This is a genomic window from Vibrio sp. 378 (assembly GCF_033339435.1).
In genome coordinates this window covers 219,849-243,037 of the sequence record NZ_JAWOUO010000005.1, presented here as the reverse complement: position 1 = coordinate 243,037, position 23,189 = coordinate 219,849, and the positions used below count along the sequence as shown (strand labels likewise).

Annotated in this window: 21 protein-coding genes; 3 read left to right on the top strand and 18 right to left on the bottom strand. The window is 45.5% G+C overall.

Translation table 11 applies throughout. The annotated features are described in order from the left end of the window. Positions 1–22 precede the first annotated feature (22 nt). On the bottom strand, positions 23–625 hold the full coding sequence (locus R7Q48_RS11695; RefSeq protein WP_031780204.1) for a YitT family protein: 603 nt from the start codon (positions 623–625) through the stop codon (positions 23–25). Positions 626–972: 347 nt separating this feature from the next. Here R7Q48_RS11695 and glyA point away from each other — a divergent pair, with 347 nt between their 5' ends. Next, complete coding sequence (gene glyA / locus R7Q48_RS11690) at positions 973–2,223, top strand: serine hydroxymethyltransferase (RefSeq protein WP_005381985.1); 1,251 nt, start codon at positions 973–975, stop codon at positions 2,221–2,223. Positions 2,224–2,684: 461 nt separating this feature from the next. On the opposite strand, the gene lipA is transcribed toward glyA, so the two are convergent. The 12 genes from lipA to leuS form a co-directional block, all read right to left on the bottom strand. Then, positions 2,685–3,650, bottom strand: coding sequence for a lipoyl synthase (gene lipA / locus R7Q48_RS11685; protein ID WP_005391329.1), 966 nt, complete (start codon positions 3,648–3,650; stop codon positions 2,685–2,687). Then, a complete protein-coding gene (gene lipB, locus R7Q48_RS11680) occupies positions 3,647–4,309 on the bottom strand; it encodes a lipoyl(octanoyl) transferase LipB (RefSeq protein WP_005384137.1) in 663 nt (220 codons plus the stop codon). The genes lipA and lipB overlap by 4 nt, the downstream gene beginning before the upstream one ends. Before the next feature lie 176 nt (positions 4,310–4,485). After that, the gene (gene ybeD / locus R7Q48_RS11675; RefSeq protein WP_005384135.1) at positions 4,486–4,764 is read right to left on the bottom strand and encodes a DUF493 family protein YbeD; all 279 of its coding nucleotides are present in this window, start codon (positions 4,762–4,764) and stop codon (positions 4,486–4,488) included. A 139-nt stretch (positions 4,765–4,903) separates the two neighbouring features. Then, on the bottom strand, positions 4,904–6,082 hold the full coding sequence (locus tag R7Q48_RS11670; protein ID WP_005384132.1) for a serine hydrolase: 1,179 nt from the start codon (positions 6,080–6,082) through the stop codon (positions 4,904–4,906). 91 nt (positions 6,083–6,173) lie between these two features. Beyond that, the gene (locus R7Q48_RS11665) at positions 6,174–6,977 is read right to left on the bottom strand and encodes a septal ring lytic transglycosylase RlpA family protein (RefSeq protein ID WP_017635670.1); all 804 of its coding nucleotides are present in this window, start codon (positions 6,975–6,977) and stop codon (positions 6,174–6,176) included. A 2-nt stretch (positions 6,978–6,979) separates the two neighbouring features. Beyond that, positions 6,980–8,101 carry a rod shape-determining protein RodA gene (rodA, locus tag R7Q48_RS11660; protein ID WP_005373004.1) on the bottom strand — a complete coding sequence of 374 codons (1,122 nt, stop codon included), beginning with the start codon at positions 8,099–8,101 and terminating at the stop codon, positions 6,980–6,982. Next, a complete protein-coding gene (gene mrdA, locus R7Q48_RS11655) occupies positions 8,101–10,017 on the bottom strand; it encodes a penicillin-binding protein 2 (RefSeq protein WP_318132291.1) in 1,917 nt (638 codons plus the stop codon). Before mrdA ends, rodA begins: the two co-directional genes overlap by 1 nt. Before the next feature lie 29 nt (positions 10,018–10,046). After that, positions 10,047–10,517, bottom strand: coding sequence for a 23S rRNA (pseudouridine(1915)-N(3))-methyltransferase RlmH (rlmH, locus tag R7Q48_RS11650; protein WP_017821762.1), 471 nt, complete (start codon positions 10,515–10,517; stop codon positions 10,047–10,049). 4 nt (positions 10,518–10,521) lie between these two features. Beyond that, on the bottom strand, positions 10,522–10,839 hold the full coding sequence (rsfS, locus tag R7Q48_RS11645) for a ribosome silencing factor (RefSeq protein WP_005373015.1): 318 nt from the start codon (positions 10,837–10,839) through the stop codon (positions 10,522–10,524). An 88-nt stretch (positions 10,840–10,927) separates the two neighbouring features. After that, positions 10,928–11,947, bottom strand: coding sequence for a DNA polymerase III subunit delta (gene holA, locus R7Q48_RS11640; protein WP_033905862.1), 1,020 nt, complete (start codon positions 11,945–11,947; stop codon positions 10,928–10,930). Positions 11,948–11,952: 5 nt separating this feature from the next. After that, a complete protein-coding gene (lptE, locus tag R7Q48_RS11635; protein ID WP_005384122.1) occupies positions 11,953–12,492 on the bottom strand; it encodes an LPS assembly lipoprotein LptE in 540 nt (179 codons plus the stop codon). Between the two features lie 152 nt (positions 12,493–12,644). Beyond that, positions 12,645–15,218 (bottom strand): leucine--tRNA ligase, encoded by a 2,574-nt coding sequence (gene leuS / locus R7Q48_RS11630; RefSeq protein WP_005391313.1) that lies wholly within the window; start codon positions 15,216–15,218, stop codon positions 12,645–12,647. 153 nt (positions 15,219–15,371) lie between these two features. On the opposite strand from leuS, the gene R7Q48_RS11625 reads away from it, so the two are divergent. After that, positions 15,372–15,842, top strand: coding sequence for a zinc ribbon-containing protein (locus R7Q48_RS11625; RefSeq protein WP_005373024.1), 471 nt, complete (start codon positions 15,372–15,374; stop codon positions 15,840–15,842). Between the two features lie 83 nt (positions 15,843–15,925). Here R7Q48_RS11625 and lnt read toward each other — a convergent pair whose 3' ends face one another. The 5 genes from lnt to miaB form a co-directional block, all read right to left on the bottom strand. Further along, positions 15,926–17,443 (bottom strand): apolipoprotein N-acyltransferase, encoded by a 1,518-nt coding sequence (lnt, locus tag R7Q48_RS11620; RefSeq protein WP_262630347.1) that lies wholly within the window; start codon positions 17,441–17,443, stop codon positions 15,926–15,928. Between the two features lie 33 nt (positions 17,444–17,476). Beyond that, positions 17,477–18,376, bottom strand: a complete 900-nt coding sequence (corC, locus tag R7Q48_RS11615; RefSeq protein WP_005384118.1) for a CNNM family magnesium/cobalt transport protein CorC — start codon at positions 18,374–18,376, stop codon at positions 17,477–17,479. 105 nt (positions 18,377–18,481) lie between these two features. Then, positions 18,482–18,946: an rRNA maturation RNase YbeY gene (gene ybeY / locus R7Q48_RS11610; RefSeq protein ID WP_005373030.1), complete on the bottom strand. Its 465-nt coding sequence runs from the start codon at positions 18,944–18,946 to the stop codon at positions 18,482–18,484. 2 nt (positions 18,947–18,948) lie between these two features. After that, positions 18,949–20,046 (bottom strand): PhoH family protein, encoded by a 1,098-nt coding sequence (locus R7Q48_RS11605; RefSeq protein ID WP_005373033.1) that lies wholly within the window; start codon positions 20,044–20,046, stop codon positions 18,949–18,951. Between the two features lie 73 nt (positions 20,047–20,119). Continuing rightward, a complete protein-coding gene (gene miaB / locus R7Q48_RS11600; protein WP_005373038.1) occupies positions 20,120–21,544 on the bottom strand; it encodes a tRNA (N6-isopentenyl adenosine(37)-C2)-methylthiotransferase MiaB in 1,425 nt (474 codons plus the stop codon). Between the two features lie 257 nt (positions 21,545–21,801). Between miaB and R7Q48_RS11595 the strand changes: the two genes are divergently transcribed. Then, positions 21,802–22,980, top strand: a complete 1,179-nt coding sequence (locus R7Q48_RS11595) for a 2-octaprenyl-3-methyl-6-methoxy-1,4-benzoquinol hydroxylase (protein WP_213961136.1) — start codon at positions 21,802–21,804, stop codon at positions 22,978–22,980. The last annotated feature ends 209 nt before the right edge of the window (positions 22,981–23,189 follow it).

Below are 23,189 nucleotides of genomic sequence, written 5' to 3'. Positions count from 1 at the left end.
CGCTTCAATCATTATCAAAAATTTATGAACCGTAGGTCACGGAATAGCGGTGCGGTTTGTGGTTCATCGCTAACACGACATTGAGTGCAAACGCCCCCAAAATTGAAAGGCCAATCACTTCTGGTGTGACAAAGAAGAATGAAGCAAACAGGATACATGCATCGATTGCCATTTGGCTTTTGCCAACTGAAATGCCAAATTTGTCTTGGATAAACAAACACAGCACGTTAAAGCCACCTAAGCTGGAGCGATGTCTGAATAGGATCAGCATACCGAGCCCCATTAAAAGCCCGCCTGCGACGGCGCAATAAACTTCATTTACCGATTCGAGCGAGATTAGCAAATAAAGATGATCGGCAAAGATAGAAACCAACGCGCCAGAAATGGCACTATTAATGGCGAAATGACGGCCGAAGCGTTTCCATGCTAGTAAGTAAAAAGGACTGTTTGCTAAAAAGTACAGCACACCAAAGGTAAAAGGTGTAAATTGGCTAATAAGCAGAGCCAATCCAGTCGTGCCTCCCGTTAGAAGGTTCGCGGATTGGAGAAAGAAAACGCCTTGAGCTACTAAAAAGGTACCCGTGAGAATCGCTATCCAGTCTTCTTTTAATGAGTGTTTTTCCATCAATGTTGCAGTCATTAGTGATAAATAAGGCGTGCATAGTAGTAAAAAGATGATCTTTTCGGTAGCTAGAGGGTAAAATTTACGGTAAACCTATGTAATTGCTGTTTTACAGGGTGTAAAGCACAAATTTGACAGGCAATAGATTGTCGTTATGCGATTGCAATGCTGGCATGATAAACATTGCTTGTCATCATGAAAAAACTGCATGAGAAAAATTGTAAATTTCTCTTTATGACCTAAATCAAATTATGTAGAATGCGCGCCATTAGGGTGACGAAAACGTTTGCGTCGGGTCATTCAACAGTTTTTTTGCAACTTTCAGTACTAATCTGAGTCAGGAGATACAGATGCTTAAGCGTGATATGAACATCGCAGATTACGATGCGGAACTGTTCGCAGCTATCCAGGAAGAAACTCTTCGCCAGGAAGAACACATTGAACTTATCGCTTCTGAAAACTACACAAGCCCACGTGTAATGGAAGCGCAAGGTTCTCAGCTAACGAACAAATACGCTGAAGGCTACCCAGGTAAGCGTTACTACGGCGGTTGTGAGTACGTAGATAAAGCTGAAGCACTAGCAATTGAGCGTGCATGCCAACTATTTGGTTGTGAGTACGCTAACGTACAGCCTCACTCAGGTTCTCAAGCAAACAGCGCAGTTTACATGGCGCTTCTTAACCCTGGCGATACAGTTTTAGGCATGAGCCTAGCGCACGGTGGTCACCTAACTCACGGTTCACCAGTAAACTTCTCTGGTAAGCACTACAACGTTATCCCTTACGGTATCGATGAAGCTGGTCAAATCAACTACGACGAGATGGAACAGCTAGCACTTGAACACAAACCTAAGATGATCATCGGTGGTTTCTCTGCTTACTCGCAAATCGTTGATTGGAAACGCATGCGTGAAATCGCTGACAAAGCAGGTGCTTACTTATTTGTTGATATGGCGCACGTAGCTGGTCTTATCGCTGCCGGTGAATACCCAACACCAGTACCGCATGCTCACGTGGTAACAACAACGACGCACAAAACACTAGCAGGTCCTCGCGGTGGTCTTATCTTGTCAAATGCTGGCGAAGATATGTACAAGAAATTGAACTCAGCAGTGTTCCCTGGTGGTCAAGGTGGCCCTCTAATGCACGTTATCGCTGGTAAAGCAGTAGCGTTCAAAGAAGCGATGGAGCCAGAGTTCAAAGCTTATCAAGCTCGCGTAGTGAAAAACGCAAAAGCAATGGTTGGTCAGTTCCAAGAGCGTGGCTACAAAATCGTATCTAACGGTACAGAAAACCACTTGTTCCTTGTTGACCTAATCGACAAAGATATCACTGGTAAAGACGCAGACGCGGCACTAGGTGCAGCAAACATCACTGTAAACAAGAACTCAGTACCAAATGACCCACGCAGCCCATTCGTAACGTCTGGTATTCGTGTAGGTACGCCAGCGATCACTCGCCGTGGCTTCACTGAAGAAGATGCAAAAGAGCTAGCAAACTGGATGTGTGACGTTCTAGATAACATCGGCAACGAAGAAGTTATCGAAGCGACAAAACAGAAAGTGCTAGAAATTTGTAAGCGTCTACCGGTTTATGCCTAACTGTTCTTCATAGAATGAGTCGACTTCGGTGTCGAACATACTCATTTGCTCGCGCAAACTCCGTGTGTTCTCCTAGAACTCGACTCGTCTATTTTGAACATTGATATACTAAAGGTCCTCATTTGAGGGCCTTTTTGTTTGTCTGGCGTTTGGAATGAGATATAGCGAGAGAGTGTGATAAGGGGATGGCTACCAACACTGTCCCTTTTCAATATACCCAAACCACGTCATTCCGACGAGCCGAGGCGAGATCAGGAATCTTGTTGAGGCACACTCTTTTACTCAGAGTTTCCCTAAAAATCCTCAGTATTCTGAAAACAGATTCTGAATCACGTTCGTACCTCGCTGTTCAGAATGACGGTGGTAGAATGGCTTTTTATCATCATTTGCCAGATACAAAAAAGGTTGGCACTGAGCCAACCTTTTCTCTTCAAAACAAGCTTTTCAAAACAAGCGAGAGCTTATTTAATCTCGATACCTTGAGCTTGCATATCGGCATGGTAAGAAGAGCGCACAAATGGACCACACGCTGCATGCGTGAAGCCAAGTTCTAGTGCAACTTCTTTTAGCTCGTCAAACTCTGATGGTGGAACGTAACGTTCTACTGGCAAGTGGTGACGGCTTGGCGCTAAATACTGGCCTAGAGTCAGCATCGTTACGCCGTGTGCGCGTAGATCTTTCAGTACTTCGATGATTTCTTCTTTGGTTTCACCAAGGCCCATCATCAAACCAGACTTGGTCGGTACATCTGGATGCTGCTCTTTGAACTTCTTAAGGAGCTCAAGTGACCATTTGTAGTTCGCACCTGGGCGAGCTTTACGGTAAAGACGTGGCGCGGTTTCTAAGTTGTGGTTGAAGACATCTGGCGGATTGTCTTTCATTAGATCAAGCGCTACATCCATGCGACCACGGAAGTCAGGAACCAGTGTTTCAATCTTAATATGCGGGTTTAACGCACGGATCTCGCGGTTACAATCGGCAAAGTGTTGTGCACCGCCGTCACGCAGATCGTCACGGTCAACAGAAGTGATTACTACGTATTTCAGCTTCATATCGGCAATGGTTTTCGCCAGTTTTTGAGGCTCTTCTGCTTCCGGTGGTAATGGGCGGCCATGAGCAACGTCACAGAAAGGACAACGACGAGTACAAATAGCACCTAAGATCATGAAGGTTGCTGTACCGTGGTTAAAACATTCCGCTAGGTTCGGGCAAGATGCTTCTTCACATACGGAGTGAAGTTTATTCTTACGCATCGCCGCTTTGATGTCTTGAATTCGTTGGCTGTCGGCTGGTAGCTTGATCTTCATCCAATCAGGCTTACGTAGCACTTCTTTCTGCTCTGTAGGCATGTTCTTTACGGGAATCAATGCCATTTTATCGGCGTCACGATATTTAACGCCTTTTTCCATCTGGATTGGTTTGCTCATGCTTTATTACCTTGAGAAGGTGCTTCTGTGCTGAATTCTACTTGCTCATAATCGAGCAAAGTAACGAGTTCTTCTATTAATTGTTTTTCTACGGCTTCTACATTGTCTGGGCCGCCAAATTGGCTGACCTGAACCATTTCCATACCTTCATAACCACAAGGGTTAATACGCAGAAACGGTGTTAAATCCATATTTACGTTCAAGGCTAAACCATGAAACGAGCATCCTTTACGAATGCGTAAACCGAGAGAGCATATTTTCTTACCGGCAACGTAGACACCTGGTGCGTCAGGTCGTGCGGCTGAGTCAATATTGTATGCTTTTAGCGTGTTGATCACGAGGTTCTCGATTGTGGTAACGAGATCTCGTACACCTAATTTTTTACGGCGTAGGTTGATCAAGAAGTAGGCGACCAACTGACCAGGGCCATGATACGTAACCTGGCCTCCGCGATCACTTTGTACAACAGGAATATCGCCAGTGTTAATCAAGTGCTCAGCTTTACCTGCCTGTCCTTGCGTAAATACTGGGTTATGTTCTACCAACCAGACTTCATCACGGGTTTCTTCTGTGCGTTGGTCGGTGAACTCATGCATCGCCTTCCATACAGGCTCATAGTCTTGGCGGCCAAGTCGTTTTACAACAAGTTGGTGTTGCATGGGAATTCCTGTTGCTAATATATAAAGTTTTTGGATTATAAACCGGATAACCCTGATGCTCTACCGCTGCGTAACAGATTTTTAACTGAAAGCGATGTAAAGCCTCGTTATCTCTTTGATAAATAAAAAGAAAGCAGCCAAGGCTGCTTTCAAAAAAAATTTAATCTATCAAAAAATTATAGAACCATACGTACGATGTCAATTTCACCTAACTCTTTGTACAGTGTCTCAACCTGCTCGATAGAGGTTGCAGTAATGTTGATTGACACAGAGTGGTAGTTGCCCTTAGCACTTGGTTTAACGGTCGGGCTGTAGTCACCTGGAGCATGGCGCTGAATAACTTCAAGAACAAGCTCTGGAAGTTCAGGCTTTGCATGACCCATTACCTTGTAAGTAAATGAACAAGGGAACTCAAGCAGGTCTTTTAATTTTGCATCAGAGTTGATGGTTAGCATATCGATAACTCCAGTAGATATTCGTTGCGGTGCGAAATAGTACAGTCAAATTAGGGGGAACTCAAGACGAGGAGCTCAAACTTAAAAAGCCGCCCATTCAGGCGGCTTTGTGAATAAGTTTGCTACTCTAACGTTCTTTTTAGAAGAAGCTCTTGAATAACAATACGATGTAATCCCACATACGGCTAAATAGACTACCTTGCTCTACGGTTTCTAGTGCCATTAGTGGGTACTCGGCAATATCTTCACCATCGATCTGATAGTATAGCTTACCAACTACATCACCTTTATTAATTGGGGCTTCTAGCTCTTTTTCAAGGACGAAGCTTGCTTTTAGGTTTTTCGCTTCACCACGCGGTAGTGTTACGTAAGTATCTTGGTCAAGACCCAGTGCTACGGTGTCTTTGTTACCCATCCACACTTTTTCTTCTACGAACGTTTCACCTGCTTTGTGCGGTGCCACTGTTTCGAAGAAACGGAAGCCGTAGCTTAGCAGCTTTTTGCTTTCTGACTTACGAGCATTGGCATCTTTAGTACCCATAACGACCGCAACCAAGCGCATTTGACCTTCAGTTGCTGAACTTACTAGGCTGTAACCCGCATTACTTGTGTGACCCGTTTTGATGCCGTCAACGTTCATGCTCTTATCCCAAAGTAGACCGTTACGGTTGTATTGGGTGATGCCGTTGTAAGTAAATTTCTTCTCTGAGTACACTCGGTACTCATTTGGTACGTCACGGATAAGTGCTTTACCCAGCAGTGCCATGTCGTATGGTGTTGAGTACAACTCTGCGTTATCTAAGCCATGAACGTTGGCAAAGTGCGAGTTAGTCATACCCAATGTGTTGGCCCAAGCGTTCATTAGGTCAACAAACGCATCTTCTGAACCTGCAATATGTTCTGCCATCGCAACACAGGCATCGTTACCTGACTGGACGATGATACCTCGGTTCAGGTCACGTACTTTAACTGTTGTGCCTACTTCAATGAACATCTTTGATGAATCAGGGAAGTTTTTCGCCCACGCATTTTTACTGATGGTGACATCATCATCTTCTGAGATATTACCACGCGCTAGCTCTTGGCCGATTACATAGCTGGTCATCATCTTAGTCAGACTAGCTGGAGACAATTTTGTGTTCATCTCTTTCTCTGCCAGTACTTTACCTGAATGGTAATCCATCAGCACGTAGCCCTTCGCCGCGATTTGAGGGGCATCTGGAACAACGATAGGTGATGCAAGAGCAGATTGAGCGAAAGTTGCAGAAAGGGCAACCGAAGAAACGAGAATAGATTTCACAAACTTATTTTTATTCATGGTAATTCAAATTTTTGGGTTAACTGCAGACATCTTATCAGAATCCCTAGTTATGTAAGAGGGGGATCAAAGAGAAATTCATGACACGAGGTCATTTGGCAGTGTTGTGTTTTTTAATAAATGCAGACGAATAGCCGAGCAACTTTACTTTATCTAATGTGGCTTGCGTCAGGGAATAGTCAGTAAATGGCCCTAACAACAAGCGATAAGACTCTTTCGCACTCTCTAGGAAAGTTTCTGTATCCAATTTTTGACCAAGCTCGGTACCTAAAGTTCGCGCGCGTTCTTCATTTTTTGATGATGCCACTTGAATAACGTACCTAGGGTGCGCTTCTAATGACTTTTTGTCCGTGGGCTGATTGATACTGATCACTTCAATTTCCACGTTCGCGGTGCCTGTTTTTATGACATCTAACTTGTGCGCGGCGGCATAGCTTAAATCAATGATACGGCCATCGTGAAAAGGACCTCGGTCATTAACTCGTACTATGGTGGTTTTGCCGTTGTCAGTATTGGTAACTTTTACGTAACTTGGTAACGGTAGCGTTTTATGCGCTGCCGTCATTGAGTACATGTCATAGATTTCGCCATTAGAAGTCAAATGACCTTGGAATTTTTTCCCATACCAAGATGCGCGGCCTTTTTCTTTAAAGCCTTTCGCATTGCGAACTATTTTGTAGTCTTTGCCTCGCAAGTGGTAATCTTTGTTCCCACCTAGGCTGTACGGTTCATATTTAGGATGCGCATCCTCGATGTGTTCGACTGAAAGCGGTGTATCCGGTGCAACATCGGATTCGAGTTCGTAACGGCCTTCTTGTTCTTTTTGGCTAGTTGATGAACAGCCTGCCAAAATAAGAGCAGAGAAAACCAAGGAATATAAAGCGCGTTTTTGCATGTCTAGGTCGCCTTAGAGAATGCTTTTCGGTGCGTATGAATCGACATCAGAATACCAAAACCAGCCATCAAGGTTACCATTGATGTGCCGCCATAACTGATGAGTGGCAACGGTACACCTACTACAGGTAGGATGCCACTTACCATGCCAATATTTACAAAAATATACACGAAGAAGCTGAGTACAATACTGCCTGCCATCATTCGTCCAAATGCGGTTTGCGCTTGGCTGGCGAGATATAAACCTCGTCCAATAATAAATAGATAGATGGCTAAAAGGCAAAGGAAGCCAATCATACCCCATTCTTCAGCAATTACTGCAAAGATAAAGTCAGTGTGTCGTTCTGGAAGAAATTCTAGTTGTGACTGCGTACCTTGCAACCAACCTTTGCCGGAAATACCACCGGAGCCAATCGCAATTTTACTCTGAATAATGTGGTAGCCCGCTCCTAGCGGATCAGATTCCGGGTTAAATAGAGTACGAACTCGCACTTTTTGATACTCTCGCATCAAGAAAAACCACAGAATTGGAATGAAACCACCTAATGCAATCGCAGCACCAGCGATGATTTTCCAGCTAATGCCGGCGAGGAAGATAACAAAAATACCGGAAGCGGCGATCAGGATCGAGGTACCTAAGTCAGGCTGCTTTGCAATGAGAATGGTTGGTAAGCAGACCATAATCAGTGCAACAATGAGTGTTTTTAGCGTTGGTGGAAGGGGCTGTCTACCGACATAGCGAGCCACCATTAATGGCACTGCGAGCTTCAATAGCTCTGACGGTTGAAAGCGCACAAAACCGAGGTTAAGCCAACGCTGCGCGCCTTTCGATGCTTCACCGAAAAACAGCACGCCGAAAAGCAGTATAACGCCACCAACGAACATCAAAGGTGCCAAGCTTTCGTAAGTTCGTGGAGAAAGCTGCGCAAGGACGAGCATCACAACGAGTGAAAGCACCATTCGCATGGCTTGGCGATCCATCATCAGTAAACTTTGGCCACTGGCGCTGTACATGATCACCAGGCCAAACCCCATCAGGGCCAGTATGCCAAGTAGGAGTGGTAAGTCGATATGGAAGCGTTCAAACAGGGCGCGATTTTTACCTGTAGAGGGATCCATCTTCATTACTGTTTTACCTCTTTCTTCGCATTGTTTTCAGGCTCAATTTCTTCTGGACCAAGAACGACTCGGTCAAAAATTTTCCTTACTACTGGGGCACCGTTACTAGAACCACCACCGGCATTTTCTAGTACTACAGTGACGACCACTTTAGGATCATCAAATGGTGCAAAGCCAGTAAATAACGCATGGTCACGTAAGTGCTCGGCGATCTCATCGGCGTTGTATTCTTCGTTTTCACCCAGACCGAAGACCTGTGCAGTACCTGATTTACCCGCTGTTTCATAATTCATTTTGTAGAATGAGCGGCGAGCTGTTCCGCGCGTGCCATGGTTTACCCGACGCATGCCTTCTTTCGCCATATCCCAGTACTTTTTCGGCACATTCTTGATTGGTGGGTAAGTCACGTATTCTGTCGTTTGCTGCTCTTCGAAGTCGTTACCATTTTCTATCGTCGCTTTGAGCAAGTGAGGTGCGATCACTTCTCCCTCGTTTACTAATACGGAGGTTGCTTTGGCGATTTGCATTGGTGTTGCTGTCCAATATCCTTGGCCGATACCCACAGGGATCGTATCACCTTTATACCATGGGGTTTTATGGCGAGACATTTTCCAGTCACGAGTCGGCATATTCGCCTTACTTTCTTCGTAGATATCAATGCCAGTGTAATCACCAAAACCGAACATCATCATCCAATTCGAAATACGGTCAATGCCCATGTCATAAGCGATTTGATAGTAGAAGGTATCAACAGACTCTTCGATCGACTTAATGATATCGACGCGCCCGTGCCCCCAACGCAACCAGTCACGAAACGGGCGTGTGTTGGAGTTTGGTATGCGCCAATAACCAGGGTCATTTCGTGTGGTGTTAGGTGTGACGACACCTTCTTGCAGCGCGGCTACCGCCATAAATGGTTTGATGGTAGACGCAGGGGGGTAAATGCCAAGTGTAGTGCGGTTGACCAAAGGACGGTTTTTATCGTTCAAAAGGGCGCGATAGTCTTTACCTGAGATTCCGTGCACGAACGAGTTAGGATCGTAGCTAGGGCTCGAAACCATAGCCAGTACGCCGTTGTCTCTAGGATCGATCACTACAGCACTGCCTCGGCGGCCGTCCAATAATTGGTGTACGTACAACTGCAAGTTGATATCAAGGTTTAAAACGATGTCTTTTCCGGGTACAGGTGGAACGTACTTTAAGGTACGAATTACTCGGCCGCGGCTGTTTACCTCGACTTCTTGATATCCGGCTGTACCGTGTAAGAGGTCTTCGTAGTATTTTTCAATACCCAGCTTACCAATGTCGCGAGTGGCTTGATAGTTTGCGTCTTTTTCTTCTCGGATCAGGCGCTGCATGTCGCGATCATTGATTCGAGAAACATACCCAATCACGTGGGTTAAGACTTCGCTGAAAGGGTAGTAGCGCTTTAAGGTCGCACTTATTTCCACACCTGGAAAGCGGTACTGATTGACGGAGAATACCGCTACTTGTTTTTCGTTCAGTTGGGTAAGCAGTGGGACCGATTTAAATCGACGAGTCCGTTTACGCTCGTGGTGGAAACGTTCAATCTGGTCTGGTGTAATTTCCAGAATAGTTTGTAATTCTTGGATGGTTGCATCAATGTCTTTAATTTTTTCTGGGGTCAGTTCTAAGTTAAAGACGGGACGGTTCTCTGCCAGTAAAACGCCATTTCGGTCATAAATTAGACCTCGGTTAGGCGCGATAGGCACTACTTTGATGCGGTTATCGTTCGAGCGGGTTTGATAGTCTTGAAACTGGTTCACCTGAATGTTGTACATGTTGGCAGCCAGAGCTCCCATCAAGACAACAATGCCGATAAAAGCAACAATAGCGCGGCTGGCAAACAGACGCGCTTCGGCTTGATAATCTCGGATTTGACTGCGGCGTTTACGAATCATTAACGCTTGGCTCTAAAGTTAAACAACGATTATTCGCGATGATAAGGGTGGTTAGCGGTGATGCTCCACGCTCGGTACAAGCTTTCTGCCATTACGATACGCACTAGAGGGTGGGGTAGCGTTAAGGCAGACAATGACCAGCTTTGGTCTGCTGCAGCTTTGCATGCAGGAGCGAGTCCTTCGGGACCGCCGATTAATATTGATACATCACGGCCATCTAATTTCCAAGCTTCTAACTGCTCAGCGAGTTGAGGAGTGTCCCATTTTTTACCAGGGATATCTAACGTGACGATACGGTTGCCTTTTGGTACCGCCGCGAGCATCGCTTCTCCTTCTTTTTGCAGGATGCGAGCGATATCGGCATTCTTACCACGCTTGCCAGCAGAGATTTCAATCAACTCCAACGGCATATCATGCGGGAAACGGCGACGATATTCTTGAAAGCCTTCCTCAACCCATTTTGGCATTTTTGTGCCAACAGCAATTAGTTGAATTTTCAAAAGATTAACCCCAGAGTTTTTCTAGCTGGTAGAGTTCGCGGTGCTCTTCTTGCATCACGTGAAGCATGGCGTCGCCCATATCTAGGACTACCCATTCACCTTCGTTTTCACCTTCCATTCCTAGTGGCTCAAGACCGGCTTTTTTCACCTCTGTTGCAACATGGTCAGCGATGGATGAAACGTGGCGTTTGGATGTACCAGTACAGATGATCATGTAATCTGTCACGCTTGATTTATCTTCCACATTTAGGACGATAATGTCTTCCGCTTTCATGTCGTCGGCTTTATCAGCTAAAAAGTCTTTCAGTTCTTCGCGAAGCACTCGGTTTTCCTCGGTTTGTCTCTTATCTCTACAGTGTTTTACATTCTTGCTTGCAAAACAGGTCGCGCACTATATCACGCTTTGATTTTTAAATTGCCAGCTTAATATCAGGAGAGCAGGTTTCTAAGCTCAACTGATGAATAGTTGGCCATACAGACTCGTCATACTGAGTTTTGGCTTTTATCTCGGCTTGAGCCAACAAGGAGAGCAATGCACAAATACGACTCGCTGATAAGCGGGTCAGTGCTGCGTTATAGAGTGGACGCTTGTTTTGCCAAACTCGATATTTCTCAAATACCTGGTTCATTCCCATTTGACTTAAGTCTTGATGCATATTTAAAAGTTGGCTCAACTCTTTTTGTACACTTCGAATCAAGATCACGGTCTCAACCCCTTCCGCCTCAAGTTGGCGAAGAATACGTTGTGCACGGTTTGCTTTACCTGCCAGTAAGGCGTCGATCCAGTTAAAGGTAGTGAAGTGATTATGGCGACTTAGGGCTTCCTCTAAACGTATGATGGTCAGCTCACCATCCGGGTAGAGTAGGGCCAATTTCTCTAAGCTTTGTGTCAATGCAAATAGGTTACCTTCATGCCATTGAGCCAACATTTGCAGTGATTGCTGATCGGGTTTTAGTCCCAACGTGCGGCAACGTGTCTGAATGAACATAGGTAGGCGTTGAAGGTCTGGCGACAAGCAGCTTACCCAATCGCCTTTTGAGCTTAATGCTTTAAACCATTTCGCATTTTCTTGGGCTTTGGTCAGTTTGCTACCAACAATGACGAGCATGATGTCATCATGAAGCATATCACACAGTGTTTGCAGCTCTTTGCTGACGGCGGTTGTCACGCCACTTTCAGGAATTTCAAGCTCAATCAATTGACGGTTTGAAAACAGACTCATCGCTTGGAAACAGTCGTAAACTTGGTTCCAGTCGATGCTAGCATCCACAGCAAAACGGTGTTTTTCCTCAAAACCTTGTTGAAACGCTGCCTTTTGGATGGCTTGGCGGCTTTCTTGAATCAGTAACGGCTCATTACCAAAGATTAAGTAAACCTGTTTAACTTGTTTAGTTAAATGATCCGTTAGCTTATCGGCATAAATTCGCATAGTGACTAAGAGTTTTTGTTCGCTGGCTCAGAGATTTGTCCTGCTTCATATTCGGCACGAATACGGCCCAACTGGCGCATCATCTGTTTTGCAGCTTGCAAGCGCATCTCGTCTTCAATTACGTCACGCTCAACAGATTTTGCAAGTGCGGTCAACGGGTTGTCTAGGTAGTTGCGGTTTACTGTTGTCGTAAAGTTTTTAGAACCATAGCCAGGAATTGTCACACGGTATTTTACTACGTATGTCAGCTCTTTTTCTGCTGCACGGCTATTTTGATAAAGCGATAGTGTACGCTCATCGATTGTCGCTTCCGTCAAATGAAGGTTGGGTACCGTCGATGATGGTTGAACAAGTTCAACTTTGTTCAGTTCGAGTTGAGAGCGTACATAGCGAGTTAATTCACTGTATTCATCGTAGCTGGAGAAAGACATAGTGTGCAGCTCTTCCGGTACGGAATACTCGCCGCGAAGGTGAAAACCACAGGCAGAAAGAAGCCCCGCTAATACCAATACCACTGGTAGTTTAATCAAAGAGAAAAAGCGCATTGATTGTATTCATCCTAAATTGAAGGGGTTATTTACCTTAAACCACTCATGTGAATGGTTTGAGGTAAATAAACAGGGTAGCGAACTACCCTGTTTAATGACTCTTGGTTAACAAATAAGTTCGCTAAACTGAGACAAATTGCAAGCTGTGATTAGTTTGCAACGATGTTCAGCAGTTTACCTGGAACGTAAATGACTTTACGAATAGTCAGGCCATCAGTGAACTTAACCACGTTTTCGTCGTTTAGACCAAGCTGTTCGATATCGTCTTTAGAGATATCCGCTGGGACTGTTAGCTTCGCACGTAGCTTACCGTTAACTTGAACAACGATGGTTTTTTCGTCTTCAACTAGCGCTTTTTCGTCAAACGTCGGCCATGCCGCGTTATCAATGTCTGTTTCACCTAGTGCTGCCCATAGCTCGTATGAGATATGCGGAGTGATAGGGTAAAGCATGACAACAATAGCTTTCAGTGCTTCGTCAAGGATTGCACGATCTTGCGCAGATTCTTGAGGCGCTTTCGCTAGTTTGTTCATCAGCTCCATGATCGCTGCGATCGCGGTGTTGAATGTTTGACGACGAGCGATATCGTCCGTCACTTTCGCGATAGTTTTGTGAACGTCGCGGCGAAGTGCTTTTTGATCACCAGAAAGCGCTGCGGTATCTACTGCTTCTGCTGCGCCTTTCGCTGTGTGCTCTTTCACTAGTTTCCAAACACGTTTTAGGAAGCGGTTCGCACCTTCTACGCCAGACTCTTGCCATTCAAGTGTCATGTCCGCTGGAGACGCGAACATCATGAATAGACGTACTGTGTCAGCGCCGTACTTGTCTACCATTTCTTGAGGGTCGATACCGTTGTTCTTAGACTTAGACATCTTGATCATGCCTGAGTGCGTTACATCACGACCTTCAGTGTCTTTAGCAGAAGTAATGCGGCCTTTACCATCACGTTCAACGGCTACGTCTGTTGGAGCTACCCACTCTTTGCCGCCTTTCTCGTTCTCGAAGTAGAACGCATCAGCCAGTACCATGCCTTGACACAGTAGTTGCTTGAACGGTTCGTCAGACGTTACGTAACCCGCATCGCGCAGTAGTTTGTGGAAGAAGCGTGAGTACAGTAGGTGCATACAAGCGTGCTCGATACCACCGATGTACTGATCTACTGGTAGCCAGTAGTTTGCTTTTTCTGGGTCTAGGATGTCGTCCGCTTGTGGTGAACAGTAACGCGCGTAGTACCAAGAAGATTCCATGAACGTATCGAACGTATCTGTCTCACGTAGAGCAGGTTCGCCGTTAAAGGTTGTCTTCGCCCACTCTTTGTCTGCTTTGATTGGGCTCGTTACGCCGTCCATTACCACGTCTTCTGGAAGAATCACTGGTAGTTGGTCAGCAGGTACTGGGTGAACTTCACCGTCTTCAGTCGTTACCATTGGGATTGGTGCGCCCCAGTAACGTTGACGAGATACACCCCAGTCGCGTAGACGGAAGTTTACAGTCTTAGTGCCTTTGCCCTCTGCTTCTAGCTTCGCTGCAATTGCATCGAACGCCGCTTGGAATTCTAGGCCATCGAATTCACCTGAATCGAACAGTACACCTTTCTCTGTGTATGCCGCTTCAGAGATGTCTAGCTCGCTGCCATCAGCAGGCTTGATAACTGGCACGATGTCTAGACCGTACTTCGTTGCGAACTCGTAGTCACGTTGGTCGTGCGCAGGTACAGCCATTACCGCGCCTGTACCGTAGTCCATCAGTACGAAGTTTGCTACGTATACTGGTACTTCGCGGCCGTTCAATGGATGAATAGCAGTAAGGCCAGTCGCCATACCTTTCTTCTCCATTGTCGCTAGCTCAGCTTCTGCAACCTTGTTGTTCTTACATTCGTCGATAAACGCTGCAAGCTCTGGATTGTTCTCTGCTGCAAGAGCTGCAAGAGGGTGACCAGCTGCGATACCCACGTAAGTCACACCCATTAGCGTATCTGGACGTGTTGTGTAAACTTCTAGGTCTTGTTGCCCCTTAACTTCAAACTTCAGTTCAACACCTTCAGAACGACCAATCCAGTTGCGCTGCATGGTTTTTACCATTTCAGGCCAACCTTCAAGCTTATCTAGGTCGTCTAGTAGCTCTTGAGCGTACTCAGTGATTTTGATGAACCATTGAGGGATTTCTTTTTGCTCTACAGGCGTATCACAACGCCAGCAACAACCGTCTTCAACCTGCTCGTTTGCAAGAACAGTTTGGTCGTTAGGACACCAGTTAACAGAAGAAGTCTTTTTGTAAACTAAACCTTTCTCGTAAAGTTTAGTGAAGAACTCTTGTTCCCAGCGGTAGTACTCCGGTGTACATGTTGCGAATTCACGGTTCCAATCGTAACCAAAGCCTAGAAGCTTAAGTTGGTTCTTCATGTATTCGATGTTTTCGTAAGTCCAAGGTGCTGGCGCAGTTTTGTTTTTTACTGCTGCGTTTTCTGCAGGTAGACCGAATGCATCCCAACCGATTGGTTGCATCACGTTTTTGCCTTGTAGGCGTTGGAAACGAGATACTACATCACCGATAGTATAGTTGCGCACGTGACCCATGTGCAGTCGACCACTTGGGTATGGGAACATGGACAGACAGTAGAATTTTTCTTTATTTGGGTCTTCACTTACAACAAAGGTTTTGTTGTCATCCCAGTGCTTTTGAACTTTTTGTTCAATATCTTGTGGGTTGTATTGTTCTTGCATCGATGGTATCCGTTATCTTGGAATTTGTGAGTTCGGTTAGAACAGACTTAAATAGATCGTCATAGAATACCTAAAGCTAGGGATCACAACAATAGCCAATCTGTACCCATGCGCCCTTAAGTGACGCAGGTAGGAGAAAGATGGAGGTCAGTTATGCCTAAACGTAAAACAGGTTATGAGGAAATGCTCGAGGATGTGATTGAAACCTTGAAGCACAGTCCGGAAGAAGTTAACAAAGCGATTGAGACGTCGGGCAAAGTGGTGGATGCTGCTAATGACTTGACCAAAGATGAGTTGGCTTTAATCAAAGCGTACCTTAAAGCAGACTTAAAAGAGTTTTCAGAGAGTTACGAGGATAGCAAAAGCGGCCCGTTTTACTTAACGATTGCGGATTCGATATGGCAAGGGCTGTTAGAGATTACAGACCGAACTAAAGTTGAGTGGGTTGAGTTGTTCGATGACTTAGAGCATCAAGGGCTATATGAAGCAGGAGAGGTGATAGGCTTAGGCACTTTAGTCTGTGATGAGTGTGGTCACAAGACAACGTATAACCACCCAACAGTAATCATTCCGTGTATTAAGTGTGGTCACAAAGGCTTTACTCGTCAGTCATTAAAGCCATAAATGGCGAGTAACGACTGTATAATGCAATGAATAAAAAGAGGCTTAGTCGCCTCTTTTTTGTCTTTTCTACTTTCAAGCTGTTATCAGCTCTGTTTTCTTCTTAAACCGAAAGTCAGCGCTAAACTTAACCCAACCCAAATATACAATGGCCAAGTACCAAGGATTCGATATGGCGTTTTCCCATCGGTTGGGGTGAGCTCTGCGCGCAGTACTGCAGTTTCAAACTGCGGTACTTGCTCAACGATTTTACCTTTGTGATCGGTTACCGCTGTTAATCCGTTGTTAGTCGAGCGGATGAGCGGTTTACCCAACTCTAAGGCACGCATACGGGCGATCTCCATATGCTGAAGAGGACCGATAGAGTGACCAAACCATGCATCGTTTGAAAGCGTTAGAATGAAGTCTGTTTCGTCAGTCACATTTTGACGCACTTGCTCATTAAAGATGATCTCATAGCAAAGCGCTGGTGCCATGTGCATGCCATTCGCAACGATGTTTGGCTGCACAAAAGCCCCACGGCTAAACGACGACATCGGTAGGTTAAAGAATGGCGCTAATGGGCGCAAAATATCTTCAAATGGTACAAACTCACCAAACGGTAATAGGTGATGCTTATGGTAGCGTTCGCTCAAGTCGAAACTGTAGTCACCGTATGGTGTGATGCCGAGGGACAGAATACTGTTGTAGAACTGTCGATCTTCAGCTTGATTGACGACACCGGTGATGATTGCGCTGTTATTCATTTTTGCAGCGCTGTCGATATTGCTCAAAAATGAAGGCACTTCAATTTCAAAAGCGGGAATTGCTGCTTCTGGCCAAACGATAATGTCAGCGTCCCAGTTTTCACGAGTTAAGTCAGCGTATTTCATGATGGTCGGCCAGCGTTGACTCGGTAGCCACTTTAGGTTCTGGTCTACGTTACCTTGAATCAGCGCGAGCTTAGTCGTGTCTTCTGGTCGGGGTGTTACCCAATCGTAGTTGCGAATCCCAAAGCCAGTACTGAGTAGTACCGCAGGGATAATCACCATCAGCCACTGCTTATGAATCCATGCATAGGCTAACGCCCCTGCGCTGATAAGGATAAATAGAGTAAGCAGTTCTACGCCGCCAATTGGTGCAAAGCTTGCGAGTGGAGCATCTATCTGGCTATAGCCTAGCCATAACCAAGGGAAGCCGGTCATCACCCAACCACGCAACCAATCACTGATCAGCCATAAAGCAGGTGCAGCGAGAAGTACTTTTGTGAGCGTAAATTGAGGAAACAGCTTGTTGTTGAGCCAAGCAAATAAGCCTGAATAAACAGCCAAGTAGGCAACAAGTAAGCCCATTAAAAATAAATTGGCAATGAGCGGCATACCGCCAAAACCTGAGATACTGACGTAAACCCAGCTAACGCCAGTTGCAAATTGACCTAACCCCCAAGCATAACCAATCCATAGTGCGCGTTTCGGAGTTTGGTTAGCAAGAAGAATCAGTAGAATTGCTGGGCTAAGAATGGCAATAGGCCACAGCTGGTAAGGAGCGAAAGCGAGTGTAGTAGAGGCGCCAACAAAAGCGGCCACTAAGGGCCGCTTAAGGCGATGAAAGAGTTCATTCATCATTGTAATTTTCTGAGATTCCCAATGGGTATCGCGTTACTCTTGAGTGGCTTCAACCAGGGTTTCTTCGTCTGGGATCGTCACTTGGAGTTGAATGACACGACGGTTATCGGCAGCGGTGACTTTGAAGTTGTAGCCTTCAATTTCAACCAGTTCACCACGAGAAGGTAAGTGACCAAAGGCAGTCATGACCATACCACCAACGGTATCAACTTCCTCATCGCTGAAGTTGGTTCCGAATGTCTCATTAAACTCTTCGATGGTTGTCAGCGCTCTGACAGCAAACGTATGCTTGCTCAGCTTACGAATGTCCGTCTCTTCACTTTCATCGAATTCATCTTCAATATCCCCGACGATTTCCTCAAGGATATCTTCAATGGTTACAAGACCAGAAACACCACCGAATTCATCGACAACAATGGCCATATGATAACGTTCTTCACGGAATTCTTTCAGCAGTCGATCAACGCGTTTACTTTCCGGTACTACAACCGCTGGTCGAATGACTTCTTCGATATCAAATGGATTGCTGCCTGAGCCTAAGTATTTAAGTAAGTCCTTCGCTAGAAGTATGCCTTCCACATGGTCTTTATCTTCGCTGATTACAGGGTAGCGAGAGTGTTGAGCATCGGTAATCAAAGCAACCAAGGTATCAAGGTCGTGAGTACGCTCAACGGTAACCATTTGCGAACGCGGGATCATAATGTCACGCACACGCATTTCGGAGATTTCCATAACACCTTCAAGCATATCGCGAGTGTCATGGTCAATCAGGTCGTTAACTTCAGAGTCGCGGATAACATCCACAAGCTCTTGGCGATCTTTTGGTTCGCCCTGAAATAGTTGACCTAGACGTTCAAAGAAGGACTTTCTACTCGGACCTTCTGCCTTTTCTTTCTTATCTTCGTTAGAAGAGGGAGAATTATCTTCGTTCATTGTTTCTCAATTAAGTAACGCTATCAGAAGTGTGATAGCACACATAGAGAGGCGAACACGAGAGTCATTTAGGTGGTTCGCCTTTCCCTGTCGAGTGGCCAATAGCTACTCTTTTTCAGCAATGTAAGGATCTTCATAACCCATACCTTGCATGATTTCGGTTTCGAGGGACTCCATCTCTTCGGCTTCGTCATCCTCTATATGATCATAACCTAGCAGATGCAAGCTGCCATGTACAACCATATGCGCCCAATGTGCTAGCAGAGGCTTGCTCTGTTCAACCGCCTCTTTTTCAACAACTTGGCGGCAAATAATCAAATCACCAAGTAAATCTATTTCCATACCAGGAGGTGCTTCAAATGGAAACGACAACACATTAGTTGGTTTATCTTTGCCGCGATACTCATGGTTGAGCGTATGACTTTCTTGTTCATCAACAATACGAATGGTGACTTCGGCTTGTGGCTGGAAGAGAGGGATTGTCTTATCTAGCCACAATTGGAAATCTTGCTGCGAAGGCAGACCTTCTTCATTTTCGACTGCCAGTTGCAGATCAAGTTCAATCGCCATGATTATTCCTTAGTTGAAGCAACTTGTGCATTCAGTTCGGCTTTTGCTGCTTCTAGTAACTTCGCATCGCGTTCTTCACGACGGCGTTTCTCGAACTCTTTACGCTCTTTCTGGTCTTGTGCTTCCCACTTCTCGTACGCGTTAACGATACGAGCAACCACAGGGTGACGTACAACGTCGTCGGCCAAGAAGAAGTTAAAGCTGATGTCGTCAACTTCGCTTAGTACTTCAATAGCATGACGAAGACCCGATTTCGCACCACGAGGTAAGTCAATCTGCGTGACATCACCAGTGATAACCGCGCGAGAGTTAAAACCAATACGCGTTAGGAACATCTTCATCTGCTCAACAGTGGTGTTCTGACTCTCATCAAGAATGATGAAGGCGTCGTTTAGAGTACGACCACGCATGTAAGCAAGAGGGGCAACCTCAATCACGTTACGTTCAATCAGCTTCTCTACGCGCTCAAAGCCCAGCATTTCAAATAGAGCGTCGTATAGCGGACGTAGGTATGGGTCGACTTTCTGGCTTAAATCACCAGGCAGGAAGCCCAATTTCTCACCAGCTTCAACCGCTGGACGAGTAAGTAGAATACGACGGATCTCTTGGCGCTCTAGTGCGTCAACAGCTGCTGCTACAGCAAGGTAGGTTTTACCTGTACCAGCCGGGCCAATACCAAAAGAAATATCATGCGTGACCATGTTAACCAAGTACTGCGCTTGGTTTGGCGTACGTGGTTTGATCACACCTTTCTTGGTTTTGACGAAGACTTCTTTACCATGCTCGATATTAGACTCAGTATTCTGCTCAAGAACACCAGACTCTTTGATCGCTAGATGGATTTGCTCAGGCTCAATATCTGGGATCTCACCTCGTACAGGTGCGGTATCAACATATAGAGTTTTCAGGATATCCAGCGCAGCTGATGCGGTATGAGGTTTACCGACAATCGTAAAGTGGTCACTACGGTGGTTAATTTCAACGCCTAGACGACGTTCTAAATGCTTGATGTTGTCATCGAATGGACCGCACAGGCTAGCTAGTCGGCGGTTGTCTGAAGGTTCTAGGTTAATTTCTAGAGTTACGATTTTATTGCTCAATGTTGCCTCTCATTTTTTGCCACTTAGTGAGAGCCTGATAACGACCAGGCTCTCCATGGCTATTTATACGAGCTTACGGCGTAAAAGTAGCTACACCCAGCTCATCTTCGCGACGTGTTTTCGCCATCATCTGCGTTGGGGAAATCACACTACGAAGATCCATGTCTTTTTCAGTACGTACTAGCTCACCACGCAGTGAGTTTGCAAATACGTCTACGATTTTTACATCAACGAACTGACCAATTAGGTCTGCACTACCTTCAAAGTTTACTACACGGTTGTTTTCTGTACGAGCGCGTAGTTCCATTAGGTTTTTCTTCGAAGGACCTTCAACTAGAACACGTTGTTCTGTGCCAAGCATTAAGCGAGAGTAACGCATCGCTTGAGCATTGATAGTTTGCTGTAGTTCGTAAAGGCGTTCTTTCTTCACTTGTTCTGACACATCACAAGGGTAATCCGCTGCTGGCGTACCTGGACGTGGAGAGAAAATAAAGCTGAAGCTCATGTCAAAGTCTACATCTTTGATTAGCTTCATGGTGTCTTGGAAGTCTTTGTCTGTCTCACCAGGGAAACCAACAATAAAGTCTGAACTGATTTGAATATCAGGACGAGCTTTACGCAGTTTACGGATGATCGATTTGTATTCGATAGCGGTGTGAGGGCGTTTCATCATCGTTAGGATACGGTCACTACCACTTTGCACAGGTAAGTGCAGGAAGCTCACAAGTTCTGGCGTATCTTCGTATACTGCGATGATGTCGTCTGTGAATTCTAACGGGTGGCTCGTCGTGAAACGAATACGGTCGATACCATCGATAGACGCAACCAAACGAAGCAGTTCTGCAAATGAACAGATCTCACCATCGTGCATAGGACCACGGTACGCGTTTACGTTTTGACCCAGAAGGTTTACTTCACGTACGCCTTGTTCAGCAAGTTGGGCGATTTCGAACAGTACGTCATCCATTGGACGGCTTACTTCTTCACCACGAGTGTACGGTACGACACAGTAAGTACAGTACTTAGAGCAGCCTTCCATAATAGAAACGAATGCTGTCGCACCTTCAGCGCGAGGTTCAGGTAGGCGGTCGAATTTTTCGATCTCTGGGAACGAAATGTCCATAACTGGTGCATCATCGGACTGAGATTGTTTGATCATCTCAGGTAGGCGGTGCAAAGTTTGTGGGCCAAAAATAACGTCAACGTATGGTGCACGTTCACGAATATGGTCACCTTCTTGCGTTGCTACACAACCACCTACACCGATAACTACGCCAGGTTTTTTATCTTTTAGTGTTTTCCAGCGGCCTAACTGGTGGAAAACTTTCTCTTGCGCTTTTTCACGGATCGAACAGGTGTTAAGTAGAAGTACGTCTGCTTCCTCTGGCTCTTCCGTCAGCTCGTAGCCGTTTGCAGCATTAAGCAGGTCGGCCATTTTTGATGAATCGTATTCGTTCATCTGGCAGCCCCAGGTTTTAATTAGCAGTTTCTTACTCATCTCACTTTCGCTCGTTCAGTTGTACTTAAATCGGAGAGCTATTGCTCAAATTATAGCCGCCATCACGGCGGTAAGCGGCGTATTGTACTGCTTTAAAAAGCACCTGACTAGTGATCTAGCTAATTCTCTGCAAAGCCTGATGAAATCTAGTTTTTCGCCCTATGCAGAACAAGGTTTTTTGTTAAACAATTTTGTAAAAATAGCCATGGAAAGTACAATAAAAAACGCCAATTAATCAGCACGATGAAGAGTGAAAAATGAACAAGTATGACATCGCCGTGATCGGTGGCGGTATGGTTGGGGCAGCCGTCGCTGTTGGATTTGCCAAGCAGGGCAGAAGCGTTGTCTTGGTCGAAGGTACAAAACCTAAAGTTTTTGATGCCGCTCAGGCGATGGATATTCGTGTATCTGCAATCTCGCACCAGTCGGTGGAGTTACTTGATTCACTCGGAGCATGGTCAGAGATCAAGAGCATGCGAGTTTGTCCTTATCGGCGCTTAGAAACTTGGGAGCACCCAGAGTGCCGTACTCGTTTTCACTCTGATGAATTGTCATTGGATCAGCTAGGTTACATCGTTGAAAATCGCCTAATCCAATTAGGTCTTTGGCAAGTCTTCTCTCAGTATGAAAATCTAACCGTGATGTGTCCTGAGCGATTAAAAGCCATTGAGTTTGCAGATGTAAACCTTGTGACACTAGAAAGTGGGGAGCAGTTTGAAGCTAACTGGGTGATTGGTGCTGATGGTGCAAACTCTAAAGTTCGTCAATTGTCTGGAATTGGTGTAACTGCGTGGGATTACCGACAACACTGCATGTTGATTAACGTGAAAACAGAATTGCCTCAGCAAGATATTACTTGGCAACAATTTACACCTTCAGGCCCACGTTCATTTTTACCTCTGTGCTCTTTGAGTAACGACGATGGTCAAGTAGTAGGCCAAGGTTCTTTGGTTTGGTATGACTCGCCTAAACGTATTAAACAACTGTGTGCGATGGGTAAACCTCAACTAAGGGAAGAAATCTTACGTCATTTCCCTGCTGAATTAGGCGATATTGAAGTTTTACAGTTTGGCTCATTCCCACTCACTCGTCGTCATGCGCAAAGCTACTCAAGCAAAAATTGCGTGTTAGTGGGTGACTCTGCTCATACGATCAATCCGCTTGCAGGGCAAGGGGTAAACTTAGGCTTCAAAGATGTAGACGTTCTCCTTTCGGTAACAGAACACCAAGAAAAGCTGGAAGATACCTTACTCGCGAAATACGAACGCGCACGTCGACCTGACAACTTACTCATGCAGACGGGCATGGACTTTTTCTATAAAGGTTTTAGCAACGATCTTGGGCCATTGAAGTTCGTACGTAATGCTGCATTGAAGCTTGCTGAAAACTCAGGGCCAATTAAGGCTCAAGTACTGAAATACGCGTTAGGTATGTAGTAAGCTACTCAAATCACAGATAGAAAAAAAGCGAGCCATGAGCTCGCTTTTTTAATTCGGCAAATCTAATGATTTCCCGAGTCCAGAACCAAAAAAAAGAAAAAACCCAGCAAAGTCATGCTGGGTTTTCCGATAATGGTGCGGAAGGAGAGACTTGAACTCTCACACCTTGCGGCGCCAGAACCTAAATCTGGTGCGTCTACCAATTC